At 33.4% G+C, this 23,589-nt stretch carries 19 protein-coding genes; 11 read left to right on the top strand and 8 right to left on the bottom strand.

Features of this window, described 5'->3' with window-relative positions; translation table 11 throughout:
- Positions 1 to 171: 171 nt before the first annotated feature.
- The gene (locus CELAL_RS15280) at positions 172 to 1,410 is read left to right on the top strand and encodes an MATE family efflux transporter (RefSeq protein WP_013551794.1); all 1,239 of its coding nucleotides are present in this window, start codon (positions 172 to 174) and stop codon (positions 1,408 to 1,410) included.
- A gap of 133 nt (positions 1,411 to 1,543) precedes the next feature.
- Complete coding sequence (locus CELAL_RS15275) at positions 1,544 to 2,755, top strand: glycosyltransferase (RefSeq protein WP_013551793.1); 1,212 nt, start codon at positions 1,544 to 1,546, stop codon at positions 2,753 to 2,755.
- Between the two features lie 420 nt (positions 2,756 to 3,175).
- Here CELAL_RS15275 and CELAL_RS15270 read toward each other — a convergent pair whose 3' ends face one another.
- The 3 genes from CELAL_RS15270 to CELAL_RS15260 are packed head-to-tail and all read right to left on the bottom strand — an operon-like array spanning position 3,176 to position 9,030.
- Positions 3,176 to 4,717, bottom strand: a complete 1,542-nt coding sequence (locus CELAL_RS15270; protein ID WP_013551792.1) for a glycoside hydrolase family 2 TIM barrel-domain containing protein — start codon at positions 4,715 to 4,717, stop codon at positions 3,176 to 3,178.
- Entirely contained in the window at positions 4,707 to 5,939 is a 1,233-nt protein-coding gene (locus tag CELAL_RS15265; RefSeq protein ID WP_013551791.1) for a hypothetical protein, read from the bottom strand. Before CELAL_RS15265 ends, CELAL_RS15270 begins: the two co-directional genes overlap by 11 nt.
- A 1-nt stretch (position 5,940) precedes the next feature.
- Complete coding sequence (locus CELAL_RS15260) at positions 5,941 to 9,030, bottom strand: membrane protein (RefSeq protein ID WP_013551790.1); 3,090 nt, start codon at positions 9,028 to 9,030, stop codon at positions 5,941 to 5,943.
- A gap of 294 nt (positions 9,031 to 9,324) precedes the next feature.
- Here CELAL_RS15260 and CELAL_RS15255 point away from each other — a divergent pair, with 294 nt between their 5' ends.
- The 3 genes from CELAL_RS15255 (at position 9,325) to CELAL_RS15245 (ending at position 11,857) form a co-directional block, all read left to right on the top strand.
- Entirely contained in the window at positions 9,325 to 10,464 is a 1,140-nt protein-coding gene (locus CELAL_RS15255; RefSeq protein WP_013551789.1) for a response regulator, read from the top strand.
- A gap of 177 nt (positions 10,465 to 10,641) precedes the next feature.
- Positions 10,642 to 11,553 (top strand): DnaJ C-terminal domain-containing protein, encoded by a 912-nt coding sequence (locus CELAL_RS15250; protein ID WP_013551788.1) that lies wholly within the window; start codon positions 10,642 to 10,644, stop codon positions 11,551 to 11,553.
- 10 nt (positions 11,554 to 11,563) lie between these two features.
- Positions 11,564 to 11,857: a chaperone modulator CbpM gene (locus tag CELAL_RS15245; protein WP_013551787.1), complete on the top strand. Its 294-nt coding sequence runs from the start codon at positions 11,564 to 11,566 to the stop codon at positions 11,855 to 11,857.
- 2 nt (positions 11,858 to 11,859) lie between these two features.
- Here CELAL_RS15245 and CELAL_RS15240 read toward each other — a convergent pair whose 3' ends face one another.
- Genes CELAL_RS15240 through CELAL_RS15225 form a run of 4 tightly spaced genes read right to left on the bottom strand, consistent with a single transcriptional unit; the run spans position 11,860 to position 15,134 of the window.
- A complete protein-coding gene (locus CELAL_RS15240) occupies positions 11,860 to 12,078 on the bottom strand; it encodes a hypothetical protein (RefSeq protein WP_013551786.1) in 219 nt (72 codons plus the stop codon).
- Positions 12,079 to 12,112: 34 nt separating this feature from the next.
- The gene (locus CELAL_RS15235; protein ID WP_013551785.1) at positions 12,113 to 12,787 is read right to left on the bottom strand and encodes an ABC transporter ATP-binding protein; all 675 of its coding nucleotides are present in this window, start codon (positions 12,785 to 12,787) and stop codon (positions 12,113 to 12,115) included.
- 8 nt (positions 12,788 to 12,795) lie between these two features.
- Positions 12,796 to 14,058: an ABC transporter permease gene (locus tag CELAL_RS15230; protein ID WP_013551784.1), complete on the bottom strand. Its 1,263-nt coding sequence runs from the start codon at positions 14,056 to 14,058 to the stop codon at positions 12,796 to 12,798.
- Positions 14,058 to 15,134, bottom strand: coding sequence for an efflux RND transporter periplasmic adaptor subunit (locus tag CELAL_RS15225; RefSeq protein WP_013551783.1), 1,077 nt, complete (start codon positions 15,132 to 15,134; stop codon positions 14,058 to 14,060). The genes CELAL_RS15230 and CELAL_RS15225 overlap by 1 nt, the downstream gene beginning before the upstream one ends.
- Positions 15,135 to 15,268: 134 nt before the next feature.
- Between CELAL_RS15225 and CELAL_RS15220 the strand changes: the two genes are divergently transcribed.
- The 6 genes from CELAL_RS15220 to CELAL_RS15195 all read left to right on the top strand — a co-directional run bounded on the left by CELAL_RS15220 (position 15,269) and on the right by CELAL_RS15195 (position 23,180).
- Entirely contained in the window at positions 15,269 to 15,808 is a 540-nt protein-coding gene (locus CELAL_RS15220; RefSeq protein WP_013551782.1) for a pyridoxamine 5'-phosphate oxidase family protein, read from the top strand.
- Between the two features lie 123 nt (positions 15,809 to 15,931).
- Positions 15,932 to 18,025 carry a phosphate acetyltransferase gene (pta, locus tag CELAL_RS15215; RefSeq protein WP_013551781.1) on the top strand — a complete coding sequence of 698 codons (2,094 nt, stop codon included), beginning with the start codon at positions 15,932 to 15,934 and terminating at the stop codon, positions 18,023 to 18,025.
- A gap of 28 nt (positions 18,026 to 18,053) precedes the next feature.
- Entirely contained in the window at positions 18,054 to 19,238 is a 1,185-nt protein-coding gene (locus tag CELAL_RS15210; protein WP_013551780.1) for an acetate/propionate family kinase, read from the top strand.
- Between the two features lie 119 nt (positions 19,239 to 19,357).
- A complete protein-coding gene (locus tag CELAL_RS15205) occupies positions 19,358 to 21,031 on the top strand; it encodes an ABC1 kinase family protein (RefSeq protein WP_041558195.1) in 1,674 nt (557 codons plus the stop codon).
- A gap of 10 nt (positions 21,032 to 21,041) precedes the next feature.
- Positions 21,042 to 22,310 carry an MgtC/SapB family protein gene (locus CELAL_RS15200; RefSeq protein WP_013551778.1) on the top strand — a complete coding sequence of 423 codons (1,269 nt, stop codon included), beginning with the start codon at positions 21,042 to 21,044 and terminating at the stop codon, positions 22,308 to 22,310.
- Between the two features lie 105 nt (positions 22,311 to 22,415).
- A complete protein-coding gene (locus CELAL_RS15195; RefSeq protein ID WP_013551777.1) occupies positions 22,416 to 23,180 on the top strand; it encodes an exodeoxyribonuclease III in 765 nt (254 codons plus the stop codon).
- Here the strand turns inward: CELAL_RS15195 and CELAL_RS15190 are convergent.
- Positions 23,172 to 23,582 (bottom strand): hypothetical protein, encoded by a 411-nt coding sequence (locus CELAL_RS15190; protein ID WP_013551776.1) that lies wholly within the window; start codon positions 23,580 to 23,582, stop codon positions 23,172 to 23,174. The genes CELAL_RS15195 and CELAL_RS15190 overlap by 9 nt on opposite strands.
- Between the last annotated feature and the right edge of the window lie 7 nt (positions 23,583 to 23,589).

Below are 23,589 nucleotides of genomic sequence, written 5' to 3'. Positions count from 1 at the left end.
AAGACCTCTTAAGAACTCTTTATTTGATAGAAATAGGAACGGATTTTTAAACATTATTTAATTTAAATTTTATAAAATATAAGAATAATCCTACAATATTTTAAAGTTTTAACGTTATAGCTATGTGCTTTTTAAAGAAGTCCACCAATCAAACCAAATAACCAAATTAGAATGTCTACCATTAAAATCTTACTTAAAAAAATTACACCAGAACAATTGTTCATGGGTAGTGTTTTATTAGTAAACGGTGGTAATTATATTTACAATTTATTATTAGGTCGTTTATTAGGACCCGAAGCATTCGCTGAAGCTGCTTTATTAATTACTTTATTATTAGTCTTATCATTTGTAGGAATGACATTTCAACTGGCTACCGCAAAATTTGCAGTATTATTTTCAGGAGATCAGTGGTTAAGTTTTAAAAATAGAAGTTATAAACATGCTACTATTTTTGGCACTATTGCTGGAATACTAATCATCGTATTTTCTAAAAACTTACAGGAACTCTTTCATACAAAAAGCCATTGGATGTTTATTCTGTTTGGTATTGGTGTGCCTTTGTACTTTTTCATGAGTGTAAATAGAGGAAATTACCAAGGGAATCAAGATTTTAAAAATCTATCAATAACCTACCAAACCGAAATGTGGAGTAGGTTGCTAATCACTATAGCACTCTTATTATTAGTCCCTTTAGAGTCCTCTTTTTTAGTGGCATTAGGTATAGGGATTTCATTTATATTTGGACTAATCCCTTCAGATTTAAAAGATTTATCCTTTACATCCAAAGCAAAATTATTACCAGAAAATGCAAAGCGAGTAACGAAGTTTATGATTCTTACCGCCTGCTATGAATTTACTCAAATTATCATAAATAACAGCGATATTCTTTTGGTCAAACATTATTTTGATGCATTAGATGCGGGTCTTTATGCCTCGCTAGCGTTAATTGGGAGAGTGGTTTACTTTGTTGCTTGGATGTTTGTCATGCTATTGTTACCCACGGTAGTTCAAAAACAAAAGGATGGTGAGCCTACCGCTCCTATATTATTTAAATATGTTGGGTATATAGGGCTTTTATCGGCTGTTATTGTAACAGCTTGTTATATCATGCCTGAGTTTATTATTACCATCATGTTTGGTGATGCCTATATAGCTATGGCTGGTTTATTATGGCAATACGCTTTAGCCACATCCTTATTCGCTATTGGAAACATATTTGCCTATTATTTCTTGTCATTAGATCATTATGTACCCGTAATACTATCAGGGTTATTAGGCATGTCTCAAATTATATTAGTCGTGTTTTATCATGACACGTTAGAAATAGTCGTACAAGTACAAATTATAGCTATGGCCATTTTATTAGCAGTACAAATCATTTATTTTTTATTGAAAAAATCGAAATTATAATGAATAAATCTGCTTATCGAAAGTATCATTTCTTTCAACGGCAGTAAAACGAACCTTGGCAGCATATAAAAATATAACAGCCAATAACAAACCATATTTGTAAAACACAAACCAAATTATTAAAAACAAAACCATGAAACTAGCCATTGTCACCGCTTATCCACCTAGTAAAGTAACCTTAACAGAATATGGTTACCACTTAGTAAAACATTTTAGATTACAAGATCAGGTCACTGAGCTTATTCTTATTTGCGATAAGACTGAAGGTGAGAAAGAGCTAGCTTTTACTGAAGAGGGTTGTAAAATAACAGTGAAAGAATGTTGGAGTTTTAATAGTTATGGTACTATTTTTAGCGTCAATAAAGCGTTGAACCAAACAAAACCAGATGCCATATTATTTAACCTTCAATTTTTAAAATTTGGAGATAAAAAAATCCCTGCAGCTTTAGGTCTTCTTTTACCTGCAATATGTAAGTTTAAAGGTATTCCTACCATTTCATTATTACACAACATTTTAGAGCAAGTAGATTTAAAAAGTGCCGGATTTACAGAAAATAAACTATTACAAAAAATATATAATTTTATAGGTACTACTTTAACCAGATTTGTACTTGCTTCAGATGTCGTTGCGGTAACAATTAGTAAATATGTTACTATTCTAGAAGAAAAATATACCGCAAAAAATATAGCTTTAATTCCGCATGGTGCATTTGAAACCCCTCCTACTCCAAGCTATAATTTACCAGCAGGACCTAAACAAGTGATGGCCTTTGGAAAGTTCGGCACTTACAAAAAAGTAGAAATATTAATAGAAGCTGTTGAACTTATTCGGAAAAGAACACAAGAAAATATTGAAATTGTTATTGCTGGAACCGATAGCCCAAATACACCAGGATATTTAGAGGAAATGAAAACAAAATACAATGCAGTACCTCAAATACGATTTACTGGTTATGTTGCAGAGGAAGATGTAGAAAAAATATTTAGGGATAGCGCTGTTGTCGTATTTCCATACACATCTACTACAGGGAGTTCTGGAGTATTACATCAAGCAGGAAGTTATGGCAATGCCGTTGCGTTACCTGATTTAGGAGATTTAAGTATTCTAGTAAAAGAAGAAGGCTATAGAGGAGAGTTCTTTGATGCAGATAATTCTACCTCTTTGGCAGATGCCATACAGAATATAATTACCAATGACACGTACAGAAGAAGTTTAGGACATACCAATTATACAGCTGCATGTTCATTACCAATGTCTAGCATAGCAGAAATGTACTTAACTCATTTTAATACTATTATAGAAAAAAAAATGCCTTTACCTAAATTACAAGAGGAACAGGCTTAAAATAATTACACTTTTATTATTGGTTATGTGAAGAAAGGAGAGGCGATGTAAGTCAAATCTCCTTTTTAAAAAACACAAAACAATACAAAATTTTGGTTAGTGATTATGTGTGATAAAAGGAGAGAGATGTTGTGGTCTACTCTCCTTTATTTAAACTTTATCACCCTAAAAAAAATAGTATACGATATTTAAGATTGGTTAGTGGTTATGTGTGTAAGGGAGAGAGATGTTGTGGTCTACTCTCCCTTCTTTTAAAGAAGCATAATCCTAAAAAAATAAACTTACTTATAACTTTGGTTAGTGATTATGTGTGTTAAAGGAGAGAGATGTTGTGGTCTACTCTCCTTTTTTTTATACCCTATCAAAAAAAAACCCCTAACTCAAGATAGTGTCGGGGTACTTTGAAGTAAAATATCTATATTATTTTAAATTTGATAATACCTTAAAAGAAGGCTTAGGATTGCCTAAAGAATCTAAACAACCGAAGAAATGCTGTTTTTTTGATTTCCAAGGGAGACTACCTGCTACGGAACTTGGTACTTTTTCAAAATCGTATAAGGTCCAGAACATAAAAGGAATCTTTTCTTTAGACAATATAGCTTGCATTTCTTCATAGTATTCAAGCTGCCCCTGTTCATTAGCACCACGATATAAATTCCATAATCCTTTATATGATGAAACACCATATTCCTGTAATAATTTAGGCTTTGTTGGAACGGCTTTGGCTAATTTATGATGCGCTACTTTAAATTTACTGGCTTCTTTGTAATAATGATAAGAAACAAAATCTACCTGATCTGCTAATTCTACCGCAGCTTCTGGAGAAGACCACCCTATTGTTACAGGATGGTTTCTATCCCATTTCTTAATGTTTGCGATCATTTGCTCTAACCAGCCCAATACCCGTAAACGTCCCCGAGATTCAAAATCTAAATCTGGCTCATTCTTTAGATCCCAACCTAATAATGCTGGATGCTCTTTTACGGCATTTACAATTGCTTCTGCATGGCGGTGCGTTAAGGTCCAATTAGAAACATCATAATCTCCATAAAAATCAAATAATGTTATAAGCACATCTAAGTTATTTTGTTCCGCTAGATCTAAAATTTTCTTCAAGGAATTTATCTTTTTATAAGCTACCATACTCTTGCCAAAATCTTCATACTGCACAAAAATACGAATGGCGTTTACTCCCATTTTTTGTAAAATTTTGAAATCTTTATCTATTACAGTATCATTAAATCGTTTCCCAAAAGTATCCCAAGGCGAATCTTTTGGATAATAATTGATTCCTTTTAATTGCTTTATTTTTTCAATTTTAGAATTAATATTGCGATCTGCTATTTTTGTGGTATCCGGACTATTTTCAATTTCTTTTAAATGCCTTATTCGCCAGAAGCCATCTTCTAAAAGCATCATGACATGGTAACTGGTCGTGTCTTTTTCTGCATACAATAATTCTTCTCCTGTATATATTTCTTGATATTCCTCAACATTGTAATCCTTAAAAACCACCATGGTCCCATCCGTACTATAAAAATCTACAGCTGTTTTATGGCTTAATGTTGTTCGTTTATACCAATTATTGTTTTTTAAATTAAGATCTATATTATCATATAAGCGGACACGTGCACTATCGGTATAAAAATCTTCAACCCCGTAATAATCATTCTTTTTAAAGGCGATGTTCCGTACGTGCCAAGCATTTAAGTAGTCATTAGTAATTTCCCCCAAGGTCTGTTCTTCTATAGGTCTGCCTGGATTTTCCAGATCGGTCCATTCTATACTAGGCCTATACACCTCATCCATAGGTACCTCTAAATGCAACATAGAAGTACGGTCTGCACCTGTATTTAAAAATACCCATGCAGAACCTATACCCGAGAGAATAAGTGCATTTACTCCCACAAATGTGACAATAATTATGATTCTATAAAGTGTCTTATTTAATTTAAATGCCATTCAGTTCTTTTGTAAACTCTTTAGTTATTCCTGCCGTTTTTACCACTAATTTATACGTGCCTTTGGGCAAGTATTCTGGATTTATAAAAATTGTACTTACCCCCTTTTTGGTCGTTGTTTTTCTTGTTTCAACAAATTTATCATCTGCTGTATAGATGTCTAATTGTACCAAAATACCATCGGGCACCAATTGATTCATAAAGCTTTCTAAAGGTCCTATATCTATATTTCTGTTCCCTTTTGAAAAAGATACTTTATAATCAGAAATAGCAGTTTTAAAAGCTACATCAATAATATTACTTTCTGAAGCTCCTGTAATAAATGCTTGAATCTCCCAATTTACAGCTTCAGACGGGTGTAACGTTCTCCCCTCTACTTTTCCCTCTAAGGTGGTACCTACCGTGTATAAATAAGCATCCTTATCATTCTTAATAATAAAAGTAACCAATGTTCCATCGCTAACTACATTCCCGAATTCGTCATAAATAATATCTGATTTTAGTTTCAAAATTTGATTTCCATCTGCATAATCATGAGCTCTAAATGCAGCTATTTTAAAATTAGTAGCATTAGATGGGTACACAATGGTCGTTAGCTCTTTTGATGTGGTACCATTACATGCTGAGGTAACTAATATTCTTCCAGATTTTTTTGTCGACTTTACATTGTACCAAGCCATTAGATTATTGGTGGTAACCTTATACGCATCAATAGAATTTAGGAATTGTGATTTTACAGTTACCTCCGTTCCATTTGGCACAGGGTTATCATAGATATCTGTCGGGGCAATTACTAACATAGAATAGTCTCTATTCCCTGCTGTAATACTTCTAGGTCCAAAATAGGTTTCCATATTGGTTTCCTTTGCTGAATTTGGGCTTATATCTATTTCACCTTTTAAAATGGTTTGCTCCGCTTGAAGAAATTTCCAGTGGCATTTTCCTGCCATTCGTGAAAAATTATTTGGAAGAGAAAAAACTATGGATCCTTCTATATTTTGGGGTGATAATAACAAGGTACCGAAGGCATTTCTAATATATAGCCTAAGATTGGGAGCTTGGGTTTCTGTTTTAAAAGCTAGCGTTATAGCATCTCCCGCGGTATAATTGGCTATAGTGCTTACTAATTCTGCATTCATAGGAACAACAGGTAGCGGCTCTTCTTTTTTTGAAGAACATCCTATAAAAATTAAACAGAGACCTAGGAGCAAATTTTTATACATATTACTTTGGATTTCCAATATAACTGTTAATTTCAAATTTTATATACTCATACCCAATTCCTTTAAAAGGTTGAGTTTGACTTGGTCCGTGGCTGAGTTTTCTATCCGGGAAAATTTTATCCGAAATAGCAGAATTAGGCAATCCGTTTACAAAACAATTCTTTAAACTGCTATTAATAATCTCTAAACTATCTAACTGTTCTGGTATATAATTGAAAAACTGTTTTCTTTGAATGCGAACTCCTTCTGGCACAAAAGCATGATCTACCCATAATAATTCATGGTCTTTGCTATAATAAGATATAATTAATTGCGGAATGGTAACTTCCTGAACGCCAGAGTTAAAAAGCACACCATTAAAACCTTGTTCCGTGTATTCTAAATCTTGCAATGCAACACCCTTATATAAATCTGTATTAGCAACATTACCTGCAGATTGCAGATTAAATTTTGTGGGTTGGTCTTCAAAATTCATAGGTGTAAATTGATCTGGATCAAACGTAGGTGGCAATGTATCTTTTGTGGAAGACCAAGCTATACCTTCAAAATTTATTTTAAAAGCTGTAGTTTCCTTAGGCATTAATTTATGCTTCATATGATACTTAGCATTATAGTTGGCCAATTCTTTATTATTGTCATTATAAAGAGTTGCTTTTACTACAATATCTGCCGGAACATTATCTACATTTTGCAATTCGCCTATGATGCTAAATTGACCTTTATTTTTCACCAACTTAGCACTTAATATCTCTAATACCGGTTGCTTTAATACATCTTCATGATACGTTTGTTGTGTTGATATTTTTCTTCTACCATGGTTATAAAAAGTGGTACCATTAGCGGTAAATAATTGATCTGGAGGAATATCATTATCAAACTTTGATGGCTTTATATACCATTTGTTTTTTCTTTTAATAAGCTCATGATAATCACTACTGTATAAATTTTCTAATGGCGTAATCCATCTAGTTGCTACTTTGGCTTTAGCACTTGTTGGGGTTTCGTCAAAAATTTCTACGTGCAAAGAATCCATTTTAGCATAAGAACTTAGAATACCATCTGTAACAGAGACCTCTAACATATATTGGGCAATGGTAATGTTGCTATTAGGATCTAGATATTTATGTGCTCTATTAAATTCTTTAAAATCTAAAGCATCATAATACGCCTCTACCACATTCTTTGCCGAATACTGTGCTACATTTTTAATATAGAACAGATAAATACCATATCCTAAGCACATTAAAACTATCAATGCCCAGAAATGAGAAAATATCAAAAGCTTATAAGAAAACTTTTTATAGGGCAATTCCAACTTCATAAAAGATGGTGTTTCTATTTTTCTAGATTTTAAAAGGCGAACCCAAATAAGTTGAATATTAATTATAAATGCAATAAGCACTGTAGATAGGGGTATAATTCCCCACATAATTTTCATGATGGTAGGCACGTCCTCCTTAGGTATAATTTGGGGAATGGGGGGTACATTTAGCTTTTCCCAGACCATAATTCCATTTTCTAACTGCTGTAAACGCTGCCAACCGCAATAATATAAGATAGGGTCATAGAATTTATCATTAGAAAATATATACTTTAAATTGTATTTCTCTGGCACGGTTAAAAACTGCTGTAAAGAGCCTATGCCTTCTACCCCTCTAAATTTAGAGTTTTCAATACGCTCAATAGCTCTCGTAGTTAATTCTGGTAATCTTCTTGCAGAATGGTAATTACCATCTACAGTCATCGCTTTTGTTTGTGCCGAAAGCCAAGCCATTTGATCCCCAAAACCTAAAGGTAAATAACGCCAAGAATCATGTGAATCTGCACCAAGAAAATTTACAATAGGCAATACATTAATTTTTGCGGGTTGCGAGGGTCTAAAGTATCCTAAAGTCATGGTGAACATGACCACAAATAACATTCCACCAGCAATTAATCCGCCTAAAACTCTGTGATAAACTCCCCCAAATTTCTCTTGAACAAGAACTTTTAAATCGCCCTCTACCATGCGATACGCAAATTCTGCAAAAATGGGTAGTGCCATAATGGTAGCCCATAGCGTAAAACGATCTAATGTTAAAATATTAAAAGCATTTTCTCCTAGCATTAATAGCGGTATAGGGGTTGTACCACCTGTACCTAAAATTGTAAGTAGCGCAAAAGACAAGCCAAAGAAAATATATCTTTTACTAAAATACCTATAGAAAAAATAAGGTAAAACAAAAAGAAATATACCCCAAGGAATTACAAAAAAAACAAGACCTGATGAAGTAACTTCTAAAAAATTATCACGAGAACCGTGTGGTATAGCTACCTGGGTTATAGGGTTACGTTTAGAGTTATACCAATATGGAAAAATACAGAATACAATTAAAAATATACTGGTTAAACCAAACTTTGCTATACGCCAAAAATGTTGTAATGTAGTATTCCAGAAAATTTTAAAGGAAAGCTCTTTGTAAGTATTTACACGTTCACGAGCAGCATCCATAACCGCCATACCAATTAAGGGGGCTATAAAAAATACCATTCCAAATATTGGCGTTACATGATGCGAAGTTACAGTAACGGCAAGCATTGAAATGCTGGTTAAAAAATACCTGGTTTTACCTGTCCTTATCCACAAGTATATTTCGGGCATAGAATGTAGTAAAATAGAAAGTGCCGTAATACTGGGTAATTGCCCAAAAATATGAAGGGTTTCTACAAAGGTGGAAGAAAAAACTGCTAAAATGGACCCATAACCAGCAATTCTCCTACTGCCGGTCATGAGCAGCGTATATCTATAAACTCCAGTAATAAACAATACTATAGCTAATAATGCTACCGTATACATCCCAAATTTTAAGCCTCCAATATAAGAAAGGATACCTATGACCTGATGTACTAAGGGTGGGTAAGATTGTACGGTAAAACCAGTATACCATCTATATTCCCAAGGATCAAACCATGAATTTGCATAATGATCTGCAAAAAACAAATGTATTAAGGCATCATAGGTAGATTCTAAGGTGAAGAAAATTGCAGACCCATGAAAAGCGAGACCTACAATTAAAGCTAATATTAAAAGGGTATTGGTTTTTTTCTTCATTTAGAACGTTGTGGTAAGAAAATACAACAAAATCAAAGATATAAAATAATAAATTTATTAGGGGAATATAACAATAAACATAAATTCACGTTATACTATAGTTATTTACTTTCTTTTTTGTAAGAATTTACATATTAATGTGTTTTGTTTAAATAATGAGATGATGTACTTAACCTTACATAACAACGATTCAACTATAGATAAATGTAAGTAAACCAAAGCTAAAATAATACTATTCATATTCGTAATATCATTGTTAAATACTAAAATTAAAACCCTCCCAAACCAAAACCCATGAAAATCTTAGCTATTGATGACCAACAATTAATTCTTATGTCGCTACAAAAAAGACTAATAGAGTTAGGATACGAAGTAAAAACTGCAGATTCAGGTGTAAAAGGTATTGAACTTTTTAAAACATTTGAGCCAGAGTTAGTAATTCTTGATATAAATATGCCAGGAATGACTGGTCTTGAAGTTGTAAAACATATTCGAATAATTGAGGAATCAAAAGTTCCAATTTTGGTGATGTCGGGTAATACTGATGAAAAAATTATTGTAAATGGTTTTGATTTAGGCATCGATGATTACATGAAAAAGCCCGTGAGCTTAAGCGAAGTAGCGGCACGTGTAAAACGTATTATTGGGACCCCCAATACAACAACCAGTGTATGTAGTAAAAGTGAAGGACAAATGCTACAACAATATTGTGTTGGAGTGGTAATTCCTTGCTATAATGAAGAGGAGAGATTATCCGGTGAGGCCTTTAAGAGTTTTGTACATAATAACCTTGGGTATCATTTATGTTTTGTAAATGATGGTAGTACAGACAGTACGCTAGAAGTACTAGAAGAATTACGTAAGGGCAATGAAAATAAAATAAGTGTTTATAATTGTGAGAAGAATGGTGGTAAAGCAGAGGCAGTACGCCAAGGAATGCTACATTTAGCCAAAGATTCACAATTAGATTACATAGGCTATTTAGATGCCGATTTATCTACAGATTTTAGAGATTTTGATGACTTGGTAAAAACAATGGAAACATCAGATTTTAAAATTGTCAGCGGTTCTCGCATGAGTAGAATGGGTGCTAATATCACCAAAGAATCTGCACGGAAAATAATCAGTATGACTATAAATCTTATCATTAGATCTATTTTAAAAATGCCATTTAATGATACCCAATGTGGTGCCAAAATAATGGATAAAGAGTTGGTAGAATTAGTTTTTCAGAAAAAATTTATTACCCGTTGGTTATTTGATGTAGAGATTTTTATGCGTATGCGCAAGCATTATGGTAAAGATAAAGTACAAACTATGATTTGTGAGCAACCATTAAAAAGATGGATTCACGCCGATGGTTCTAAACTTTCTATGAAAGATTCTATACAAATTGTAGGGCAACTGGCTAAAATTGCCATACACTATAAATAAAAATAAAGCCTAAATCAATATTTAAAATCCAATGTACTTACATTGGATTTTTTTTTTACACTGAAACTTTTTTTTGAACACAGATGACATATATCATTTTTTAATGACCAGTTCTCTTCGTAACTTTATAGTTAGTTTTTTAAACGTAAAACTAAATTAATACGGGATCATAAGCATATGGAATTCATAGATTATTATAAGGTTTTAGGCATTACTAAAAGTGCATCTGCTAGCGACATCAAAAAAGCATATCGCAAAATGGCACGGAAACATCATCCAGATTTAAATCCGGATAATGTAGAAGCAGAGAAAAATTTCAAAAAAATTAATGAGGCCAATGAAGTGCTTAGTGATGTAGAGAAGCGCAAAAAGTATGACCAATACGGAAAAGATTGGCAACATGCTGATGAATTTGAAAGACAAAAACAAAGTCAAAATCAGCGTAGCAGACAAAACTATGGTGGTTCTGGAGGTTTTTCTGGCGGACAATCTAATGAAGATTTCTCAGATTTCTTTGAAAGTATGTTTGGTGGGGGGCAACAAGGTAATTTTAGATCCTCAAGACAAAACACCAAGTTTAGAGGGCAAGATTATAATGCAGAAATTACCTTGAACTTAACAGAAACTCTAACCACGCATAAACAGACTTTAGCGGTAAACAATAAAAATATTCGGATTACAATTCCTGCAGGGATAGAAGACCAACAAACCATTAAAATTACAGGCCATGGCGGACCTGGGGTTAATAACGGTCCTGCCGGAGATTTATTCATAAAATTCACCGTAAAAAACAATACGGAGTTTACGCGTGAAGGTGCTAATCTTTACAAAACAATAGAACTGCCTTTGACCAAAGCTATTTTAGGAGATGAGATCACTATAGATACCTTATCAGGAAAAGTAAAATTGAAAGTAAAACCAGAAACACAAAACGGTACCAAAATAAAATTATCAGGAAAGGGACTCCCTAAATACAAAAAAGAAGATCAATTTGGAGATCTTTATATTACCTATCAAATTAAAATACCTACTAATTTAACAAAAGAACAAAAAGAATTATTTGAAGCATTAGCAGCCACAAACCTATAATCGGAAACACATGGAAACACAATTAATACAACTTAATGATTTTTGTAGTGGTCACGAAATAGAAGTAGCATTCGTTACTGAATTATATGACTATGACATCATCGAATTAAAAATCGTAAATGACAGTCCTTTTATTTCTTTGGAAGAGTTGCCCAAGGTAGAAAAAATGCTGCGCTTACATCAAGACCTCAATATTAACATTGAAGGTCTTGATGCCGTACAACAACTATTAGAACGCACTATGGCGATGCAAAACGAAATACGTCTATTAAGACAAAAACTTCAACGGTTTGACGATTTTTAGTCTTATTTTTTAGATTTAATATGATTTTCAATATGATGTTTTAATAAACTTTTTAGATCTGTTAAATAATCTTCGAGTGTATTGCTGTCTAATTTTGGATGAAGTTCTGTAGGTAAGGTTATAGGGTTTTCATCTAAAAATTGATATAGTTCTGGGTAATCTGTTTCTATCTTTTTAATCAAAACAGAAATCTCCGTTAATACGTTATGTACTTTTTTCATTTATCAAATATTTAAATTATAGTTTTGTGTTTTCCTAAGGTATAATCCTACCATCTTCCATTTGGATAATGCGATCCGTTTTATTTGCAAAATCTTCATCATGAGTTACAATTAATAAAGATAGTCCTTCTTCTTCTTTCAATTGCTTGAAAATATTGAACACATTATCTGCATTATGACTATCTAAATTTCCTGTGGGTTCATCTCCCATTAAAATTACAGGATTATTAATTAAAGCTCGAGCAATAGCTACTCGTTGTTTTTCTCCTCCCGAAATTCTAGAAGCACGTTGTAAAGCTAGCTTATCTATAGCTAACATTTTTAATTTCTCCATCGCTAAATACTCAATTTCTTGATGCGATTTTTCGCCTAGTTTCTTTGCGGGTAACATCACATTCTCTAACACTGTAAATTCTGAAAGTAGATAGTGAAACTGAAAGACGAAACCTACATATTTATTTCTGATTCTAGAAAGTTCTTGATGCTGTTTACCGGTCACCAATTCATTATTCAAATACAATTCTCCTGTATAGTCTGTATCCATGGTAGATAAGATATAGAGCAAAGTGGACTTTCCTGATCCAGATTTTCCCATAATAGAAGTAAACTCTCCTTTTTCAATTCGGAAGGAGATGTCTTTTAAAACGTGAAAATCTTTAGGCTTTAAAAAATGCTTATTTATATTTTTTGATTCTAGAACTAAATCCATATGCGCTATTATGTACCTCTGATTATTTTTACTGGATCAATTTTACGGGCTTTATTTGCTGGTAAATACCCAGCAATAAAAGTGGATACTAATGCAAATACAATTCCGATTATATAATAGCTTACACTAAAATTTACGGGGAATGTGTCAATGGTAGGTAAGGCTTCTGTTTTAAAAGGAGCATGATCTATAAGTACAGCGCATCCAAAACCCACTAAAAGGCCTAAGAGGCCACCTACCAAACCAATAATCATTGCCTGACTCATAAAAATAAGCTGCACATCATTACCCGAAAACCCTATTGCTTTTAATATGGCTATATCTTTCATTTTCTCATAAATCAGCATATTTAGGATATTATAGATCCCGAATCCTGCTACAATTAATAAGGTAATGGATACGGCATAGGTAATAAGATTTCTAATAGTTGTTCCTGTTTCAAATTGTGCATTTGCTTCATTAATGCTTGTTGCCGTAATAGAGAATAAACTGGCTAGTTTTTTTGAGTATTCTGGTGCATCATTAATTTCATTTAATTTTACATTAATATCTGTAACATAATTTTGAGTTTCCCCTAAAATTCGCTGTACCGTTTTTAAATTTACAAAACTTTGGCTGTTATCTACATCTGCTAAACCACTTTGGTATATTCCTACTATTTTAAGCGGAAAAAGGTCGCCCTTTATGGTACTCACCTGTACCCTATCTCCTATTTTCAAGGACATTTTTTTAGCTAAGCCTGCTCCTAGTAAAATACCGGTGTCACTGTTTTTCAAATCTTCAGGAGTGCCCTGTGCTATATAGTCTCTAATATTTGAAAGCTTAACTTCCTGCATAATATCTACGCCTATTAAATTACCACCTAATTCAATAGCACCAGAAATATAAAAAATCTGAGCTCTAGCTTGAGGCGTCGCCCCTTTTACCTTTTTATCCTCTTTTAAGTACTGTAAAATAGGCAACGCATTATGTATTTTTTTCTGATTTTGCTTGGGCTTTACAGAATGTATAAATTGAAAAGATTGCTGTATTTCATCAAAGCGTGCTACGGGCTGTTTCTCTGTAGGTTTAACCTCATTGTACAAATGAACATGAGGGGTCTGATTTAAAATCAAATCATCAAGCATCGTATTTAAACCGGTCATAAAACTAACCAAGGTAATATACGCTCCAATCCCAAAAGTTACCCCAAGTGCTGCGGTTAACGTAGACTTTAACTTCGTCAGCAAATGAGTTTTTGCGATGTTAAGGATTACAGGCCAATTCGTCATTATTCTGGTTTTATAATTTCAGTATCCGCAGCAATTCCTTTTATAACTTCTGCCTCATTTAAATTCTGTAATCCTATAACGACAGGCACCAAACCATCTTCCGTTAAAACAGTATTGCCATTCACTAGATATTCTTTAGGAATGATTAACGCGTTATTTTTTTCAGAAATCACAATATTACCTTCTCCTGAAAGCCCTGGGTATAGCTTATCCGGCATGTTTATAAACAAAGCTTCTACTTTAAAAGTCTGTGTACGCGAATCTTTCTGAGGATATATTTTAGTAACTAAAGCCTCAAATACGGTAGATGAATACGCATCCAAGCTGATTAAAGCTTTCTGACCTTTTTCAATTTTCACAATATCTACTTCATCCACCAACAATTCTATAATAAAATCCGTGGCACTACCTACGGATGCTAATGGTTCCATCGTGGTCACATTTTCACCTGCATTTTTATACAACGCATATACCTTTCCATTAATTTTACTAGTAATGGTGTAATCATCGGTGTTAATTTTAGACGTTTTATACGTGTTTTGTGCGAGCTTAGCTTGTGTCTGTAATTCCTTTTTAGTCCGATTAAACTTATTCAACAAGACCTTTAGTTGGTTTACAGAACGCTGGTAAGCTAGTTTTCTAGTATCATATTCTATTTTTGAGCCAATATTTTGATTCCATAAGTTTTCTTGCCGTTTAAAATTTATAGAATCATTTCTTAAGGTTAATTCTGCTGTTTTAATATCATCATTTAGCTCTTTTAAAACAGTTGAATTCCCTTGGTAATTACTTGTAGAGAGCTGCAATGATAGTAAGGCATTTTCTGCCGTTAATTCACTTGATGAGTTTGTGATATGCATTAGAGGAGTATCTTTTGAAACAAATGCCCCTTCTTCTATTAAATTACGCTCAAGAATACCATTAACCACAGCGTGTGCTTCATACAAACTATCTGGTTCAATAGTCACAGAAGCATACACAGACTCCGTTAATTTTTTAACTACAGGAAGTGTTTTCTCTTGTTTACTTCCACATGAAACTAAAAATAAGATAAAAACTAGAGATACTATTTTCATTTGAAAGAAATCATCGTTACACTACAAAATAAACATAAGTAATATTCTTTACCTATGAGATTAATCATGTAAACGTATTTTTTTGTTACTAAAGAATCTTTTTTCGCTATAGCATCTAAATAAATGAATGACTAATGTCATATTTTAAGACCTCCAAGCATATTATTTTTGTTGAAGCAATCAGTAGACTCGTAAAAACAACATCAATTACATCCAATAAAATGACCGATTTAAGCAAAAGCCAGAGCATAAGCATCCTTATTCAAAATTATTTTGGTAACCTAGGCGTTATCTCTCAGAACATCCCGTACGTGATACCAATTACGTATTATTTTGATAAAGAAGAGGGTTCAATAATAAGCTATACTGCTGATGGTCTAAAGCTAAAAGCCATGCGCAAGAACAAGCATGTATCCTTAGCAGTACAAGAAATAACATCGGTAAACAATTGGCAATCTGTTTTAGTCCATGGCACTTTCGAAGAACTTACCGGTATTGATGCTAAGCAAAAACTACATGAGTTTAGTGAGGGGGTAAAAAAGTTGATTTTTGAGAAGGAAAATAAAGAAGCAGAGTTTATAAGCGAGTTTTCTAACAAATCTTATTCCAAAGGTATACCCACTGTATTCCGAATTAATATTACCGAAATTACAGGTAAGAGAAAAGAGATATAACTCGTAAAATTTACAACGTAAAACAATAAAATTTAATTCGTTTTCTTGAGAGAATACAAGTTTAACACTTGTACTTAGATAAAGAATCTCTTAACTTTGAGACTACTATAATATATCATTTACATGAGTAAAGCCATTTATATTGCTACCACTGAACCCAATAGTGGTAAATCGATTGTGTCATTAGGTCTAATGCAAATTTTATTAGGAAAAACAGCTAAAGTAGGCTATTTCCGCCCTATTGTTGATGATTTTAAAAATGATCAAATAGACAATCATATCCATACCGTATTATCTCATTTTGAAGTGGATATGAAACCTGAAGAGGCTTATGCCTATACTCGGAGTAAAGTTCTACAGTTAAAAAATCAAGACAAAGACGATGAAATCATTAGTCATATCATTCATAAATTTAAAGCGATTGAAGATCGTTTTGATTTTGTTCTGGTAGAAGGAACCGATTTCTCTGGAGAAGGTGCTATTATTGAATGGGATATAAACGTACTAGTAGCTAAAAATTTAGGGATTCCCGCTGTTATTATTACAAGCGGTGCTGGTAAAACATTAGAAGAATTAGTGGGCAATCTGTATATGGGATTTGATTCTTTTAGAGAAAAAGGCGTGGAAGTATTACTAACCGTAGCCAATAAAGTACAACCAGAAAATTTAGAATTAGTAGTTGCTGCCTTAAAGAAAAAATTACCAGAGAAAGTACTTATCGGTGCTATTCCTGCTAATCCTACTTTAGGGAATCCTACTGTAAAAGAAATAGCGAGTCAATTAGATGCCAAAGTATTATTTGGAGCAGACTATTTAAACAACCAAGCTAACGGCTTTAGCGTAGGAGCCATGCAACTCCGTAATTATTTAACCCATTTAAAAAAAGACAGTCTTGTTATTACCCCAGGAGATCGAGCAGATATTATTCTTGGTGCTTTACAAGCTAATATCTCTACCAATTACCCCAACTTATCAGGCATTGTACTTACAGGAGGGCTAATTCCTGAAGATTCTATTATAAAACTAATTGAAGGTCTTTCTGATATTATTCCGATAATTTCTGTGAATCAAGGAACCTTTGCTGTTACCAATAAAATTGGTGCTATAAAACCAAAAATATACGCGGATAATACTGAAAAAATAACAACATCTATTCAAGAATTTGAAAAACACATTCCTGTTAATGATCTTGCAGAACGTCTAATTACGTTTAAGGCTGAAGGTATTACGCCTAGAATGTTTCAATACAACTTGTTAAAAAGAGCTAAATCTGCCAAAAAACATATTGTATTACCAGAAGGTACTGACGAGCGAATTTTAATAGCAGCAAAGAAATTACTGGAAGTAGAAGCTGTAACGCTAACTCTTTTAGGTGATAAAGCGCAGATTGCGGCTAAAATGGAAGAGCTTGCTCTTGTTTTTAACCCTAATGAAATTACTATCATTGATCCAAAAACATCTCCTAACTTTTTAGACTACGCAACAACTTTGTATGAATTGCGGAAGCATAAAAATGTAAATCTAGCTATGGCAAAAGATCTTATGGAAGATGTGTCTTATTTTGGGACGATGATGGTGCATAAAGGCCATGCAGACGGGATGGTTTCGGGAGCAGTACATACAACGCAACATACCATACTACCTGCATTGCAATTTATAAAAACCAAGCCAGGTGTTTCTTTAGTTTCCTCCGTATTTTTTATGTGTTTGCCTAACCGGGTAACCATCTTCGGCGATTGCGCCATTAACCCTAACCCTACTGCCGAACAATTATCTGAAATTGCCATTTCTTCTGCGGCTACGAGTGCTGCCTTTGGAATAGAACCTAAAGTAGCCATGCTATCCTATTCTTCTGGTGCTTCTGGTACTGGTGAAGATGTAGATAGAGTACGAAAAGCTACGGCGCTAATTAGAACTAAACGACCTGATCTAAAAGTAGAAGGCCCTATTCAATATGATGCTGCGGTAGATAGTAAAGTAGGAAAAAGTAAACTTCCTGATTCTGAAGTTGCAGGGCAAGCCAGTGTATTTATTTTTCCTGATTTAAATACAGGAAACAACACCTATAAAGCCGTACAAAGAGAAACAGGCGCCTTAGCAATTGGTCCCATGTTACAAGGTTTAAATAAACCGGTAAACGATTTAAGTCGTGGCTGTACTGTTGAAGATATCTTTAATACCGTAATTATAACCGCGATTCAGGCAGAAGGACTATAATTAACACCAACCATAAAACCAATTTTACGTGAATATACTTATAATAAACTCTGGCAGTTCCTCTATAAAATATCAACTAATAAGCATGCCTTCAGAACGTGTAGTTTGCGAAGGTCTCATAGAGCGAATTGGTAGTGAAAATGCTATATTAAAATACAGCACTGACACTTCAAAACTAGAAGAAACTCAAGCTATTTTAAGTCATAAAATAGGGCTACTCAAAATAGCAGATTTATTATTAGATCCCTCTTTAGGAGTGATTACAAATGCAGCAGAAATTGCTATAGTTGGCCATCGTGTGGTGCACGGAGGAAAAGCATTTTCTGACACCTCACTAATTGATGCCTCTGTAAAAGAGAAAATTAAAAACCTATTTTCATTAGCCCCTTTACATAATCCGCATAACTTAGAAGGTATAGAATTGGCGGAAGAAATTTTCCCTAATGCCAAACAAGTCGCTGTTTTTGATACCGCTTTTCATCATTCTATCCCTGAGGTAGCAAAAAGATATGCACTGCCAAAGAAATTCTATGAAAACAAAGTACAAGTTTATGGTTTCCATGGCACCAGTCATAAATATGTTTCAGAAAAAGCTATTGAATATTTACAATTAAAATCTTCTAAAATTATTTCTATTCATTTAGGAAACGGCTGTAGTATGACCGCAATTAAGGACGGAAAAAGTATTGACCACAGTATGGGATTTGCACCCTCAAACGGGTTAATAATGGGGTCTAGAAGTGGCGATATTGATCATGCCGTAATTTTCTATTTAGTAGAAACTCTTGGTTATACTTTAGAACAAGTGAATGAACTCTTGATAAAGAAAAGTGGCATGCTAGGACTTACTGGTTTTAGCGATTTAAGAGACATACAAACAGAAGCTGCAAATGGCAATCAAGATTGCATACTAGCCTTACAAATGAATACGTACCGCATTAAAAAATACATTGGAGCTTATGCTGCTATTCTCAACGGTATAGATGCAATTATTTTCACTGCTGGTATTGGTGAAAATTCTGCTTTAATTCGTGAAATGGTCTGTACTGATTTAGAATTTATGGGAATTACCCTGGATACGGATAAAAATAATACAAGATCAAAAACACTCTTGGAGATTAATAAAAAAGGTGCTTACGTAAAAGTGTTGATGATACCGACCAATGAGGAGTTAGAAATTGCTAAGCAAGCATATCGCTTAATCAACGTATAAGTGCCATTCCAGTAAACGGTATTGTTGAGAGTGATATTTATCATTTAAAAACACCAAATATTGTGCTATTTTTGTTTTACGTTGCAACACAAAATGTAACGTAAAATAGTATGCCTCCATTGAAATTACCAAAAACTCAAGATTTAAAAAGGTATGGTACACTGTTTAGTGTACTTTCTAAATATGGTTTTGAAGATGTATTGGCATCAACCTCAATTAGAAACCTAATCCCTAACACCTATCTAAAGAAACACCCTGACACTCATAAATTGCTCTCCTACTCTACGTACGAACGTATCAGAATGGTATTGGAAGAATTAGGTCCAAGTTATGTAAAGATGGGCCAGATTATTAGCAATCGTCAAGATATGCTTCCTCCAGAGCTTTTAAAAGAACTTGAAAAATTACAAGACAATGTAAAACCATTGGATAATTTTGATGTTTCAAAAAAAATTACAGAAGAATTAAAGCTTGATACTAACGAGTGCTTTTCCTATATTTCTCCTGAGCCATTGGCAGCTGCTTCCTTAGCACAAGTACATAAGGCACAATTACTAACCGGGGAATGGGTTATTTTTAAAATCCAAAGACCCAATATAAAAGATACTATTGCTTCAGACATTTCAATTATGAAAGATGTAGCAAAAGCATTAGAAAAATACAGCACTCAAGCACAGCAATTACAGCCAACGCAATTGATTAATTCTTTTGAAAAGAGTATTAATGAAGAACTTAGTTATACTCAGGAACTAAACAACATGCTTCGTTTTGCTAAGAATTTTGAAAAAAATGAACTTATTTATGTTCCAAAAGCATATCCAGAATTTAGTAATGACCGGGTTATTTGCATGGAATATATTGATGGGATTAAGGTCTCAGAAATAGAAAAACTAGAAGAAAATAATATTGACACCAAAGCAGTAGCAACTTTAGGTGTCGATTTGTATTTAACACAGGTTTTAGATTTTGGATTCTTCCATGCCGATCCGCATCCAGGTAATATTTTTGTGCTTCCAGAATTGGAACGAATTTGTTTTATTGATTATGGGATGATGGGCAGCATTATACCTAAAGATAAAGAAGCTTTAGAGGATTTGTTGCTCGGATTCTTTAAAAAAGATGTGAAAAAAATTATAGTAGTATTAAAAAAGATTGCCATAAGAACAGATATTCCTGATGAGAAAACCTTAGAATATGACTTAAATGAGCTTTTAGAAGGTATTAGTAATGTTGCCATTCAAAATATAAAACTTGGGAACACCTTAAATCAATTTAAAAATATTTTGTACGCCAATAAGATTGCTATCCCTCATTATTTATACATGCTAATTCGCGCCTTAGTAATTATAGAAGGAGTAGGCCTAAAACTCAATCCTAATTTTAATATTACCGAGAATTTAGAGCCCTACATGACTACCATTATTCGCAAGCGTTTAAGTTTTAAACGATTTGTAAAAAAGAGTATTTCTAGAGTTCAGGATTATACCAATTTAGTAGATACTCTTCCGGAAGATATTAATGATATTATAAGCAAAATAAAAAACGGAAAACTAGTCATTGTTCATGAGCACAAAGGATTAAATGAACTTAAAGACACGCTTAAAACGGCCATTAACCGGATGGTATATGCTATAATTATTGCTGCATTATCTATAGGTTCTTCTATTCTAGTAATTGCAGATATGCCTCCAAAAGTAAACGGAATCCCTATTTTAGGAGCTCTTGGATTTTTAATTTCTGCTGTTTTAGGTTTAGCCATCATTTATTCCATTTTCAAGAATCGTAATGTATAACTCATAATATATGGAAACCACTACGTATTTAAGTGAAATCATGGGTAGCTATATGCTGGGTATTGTTATCAGTATAGGAATGGGGCTTATCATTGGTTTGGAACGCGAGTACGATAAATTAAAAAAAGAAGAAGGATTTGCTGGTATCCGCACCTTTCCAATTGTTACCATACTAGGCTTTGTTATTGGAAGTTTGAGTAATTCATTTAGCGTATGGTTTCCTATTGCAACCTTGGTCGCATTTATTTTATTTTTAGGTTTCAGACAGTTTTCAAAATCGAACAGTACCTACTCCAATGAGCTAACAACAGATCTCGCTTTAATAACCACTTTTGTTTTAGGGCTTATGGTATCAGGAGAATTGTATAGAGAAGCCGTTGCGACCGCTGTAATTATTACAACGCTATTGTCCCTTAAAACAAGATTTAATAGTGTTGTAAGCAATATCACCGCAGAAGAATTATCTGCTTTTATAAAATTTACCATCATAGCGTTGTTAATACTTCCCTTTTTACCTAACAAAGACTTAGGACCTAACAGTTTGCTAAACCCATTTGAAATTGGATCTGTTATCGTAATCGTCTCCTTCTTAAACTTTATTGGTTATTTTCTAGTCAAATTTGTAGGCTCCAAAAAAGGAATTCTCTTAACCGCATTGTTAGGCGGACTCATATCCAGTACTGCTGTAGCATGGAGTTATGCTGCAAAAAGCAAAGAGTTTCCTGAATTATCAAGAAAATATAGTGCGGGTATTATTTTAGCCTCCGCCATAATGTTTCCTAGATTAGCATTATTAATTTTCATATTCAACAGTGCATTAATACCCTCCATCGCGATACCTTTTGCTATATTGACTTTTATTTGTCTGGGCACTGTGTTAGTATTAGTTAACAACCAAACAAACACTCCTGATTCAAACATAAAATTAGGAAACCCTTTAAATTTAGTGAATGCTATAGGTTTCGGAGTTATTTATATAGTGATCCGGTTTGCTATTTTTTATGGAAAATCGTATTTTGGTGAGGATGGCTTGTATTATACTGCCTTAATTGCTGGGTTAGCAGATACAGATGCCATCACGATTAGTATGGCTAAATTATCGCAAACTTCAGGGAATAATAGTACGGCTACAGCTGTAATTATAACAGCAATCTTAAGTAACACCGTGGTAAAACTAGGTATAAGCTTAATCAATGGATCTAAGGAAACTCGTAAACTCATAAGCATATGCTTTGGAGGAATTATAATTCTTGGAGTATTGTATGTCTTATTCGGATAAAGCATCAGGAATGTATTCGTATTTTATTCTTTAATTTTTAGACTGATTTTAGTAACTTCATCGCTTATTTATACGAACTGAATTTATTCACAATAAAACACAATTATGCATATTGTTTCTTGGAATGTTAATGGTATTCGTGCTGCCGTAAAAAAAGATTTTTTTGAAGCCGTAAAAACTATGGCTCCAGATATTTTATGCTTACAAGAAACAAAAGCTCAAGATAGTGAAGTAGCAAAGGCGCTAGAGTCGCTATCCAATTTTAGTCTTAATTCTAATTCTGCAGACAAAAAAGGATATTCAGGTACTGCTATTTTAAGTAAACAAGCGCCAATAAGTGCAACGCCCAATATGGGCATCGAGGTACATGATACTGAAGGACGCATCTTATGTACAGAATATGATTCTTTTTATCTTGTGAATGTCTATGTTCCAAATTCTGGACAAAAATTAGATCGCTTAGAATACCGCCAACAATGGGATAAAGATTTTTTAGCTTATTTAAAAAACTTAGAGAAGAAAAAACCTGTAATTGCATGTGGTGATTTTAATGTGGCCCACCAAGCTATAGATTTAAAAAACGATAAAGCAAACTACAACAAAACCGCTGGATATACCCAAATAGAAATTGATGGAATGGATAATTTTATAGCGAATGATTTTGTAGACTCTTTTAGAGCTTTACACCCAGATGAAGTTGCCTACACCTTTTGGAGTTACCGTTTTAAATCTAGAGAGCGCAATACAGGCTGGCGTATTGATTACTTTTTAGTAAGCAAGGCAATAGCAGATAAAATTAAAAAGGTTACTATTTATGCTGATATTATGGGGTCTGACCATTGCCCTATAGGAATTACACTTTCAATTTAATTGCTTACGCTGTTTAACAAAGTCGAAAATTGTCATTTTTAATTCCTTAAAATCTTGCGTTAATAAAGACATACTTTCTCCTAATCTTTTATGCTCTTCTCGGTAAGCTTCATCACTTAATCCTTCTGCTAATTCTGTTAGTTCAGAAAGATTTTTTTCATGGGCAACAATGTCCTTTTTAAGAAATTTAAAAAGCTGATTATAGATGTCATCTAATGTTTGCAACATTTGTTGGTACCTAGACTCATTTGTATTTGCCTTTTCTAACAGATTTTTAAAAAACTGAGCCTCATAACTCCAAAAAGAAATAGCTTCTAACCACTCTTTACTTTCTTGATGTAAAACATCTAAACCTGCGCCTAAAAGCAGCGCCGTTTTAGGATTTTTAGGTACTGTTTTCATTGTGCTA

It is taken from the genome of Cellulophaga algicola DSM 14237 (genome assembly GCF_000186265.1).
Lineage (GTDB): Bacteria > Bacteroidota > Bacteroidia > Flavobacteriales > Flavobacteriaceae > Cellulophaga > Cellulophaga algicola.
Note: the sequence above shows the minus strand (reverse complement) of the source record. Positions and strands in the feature narration are given on the sequence as shown.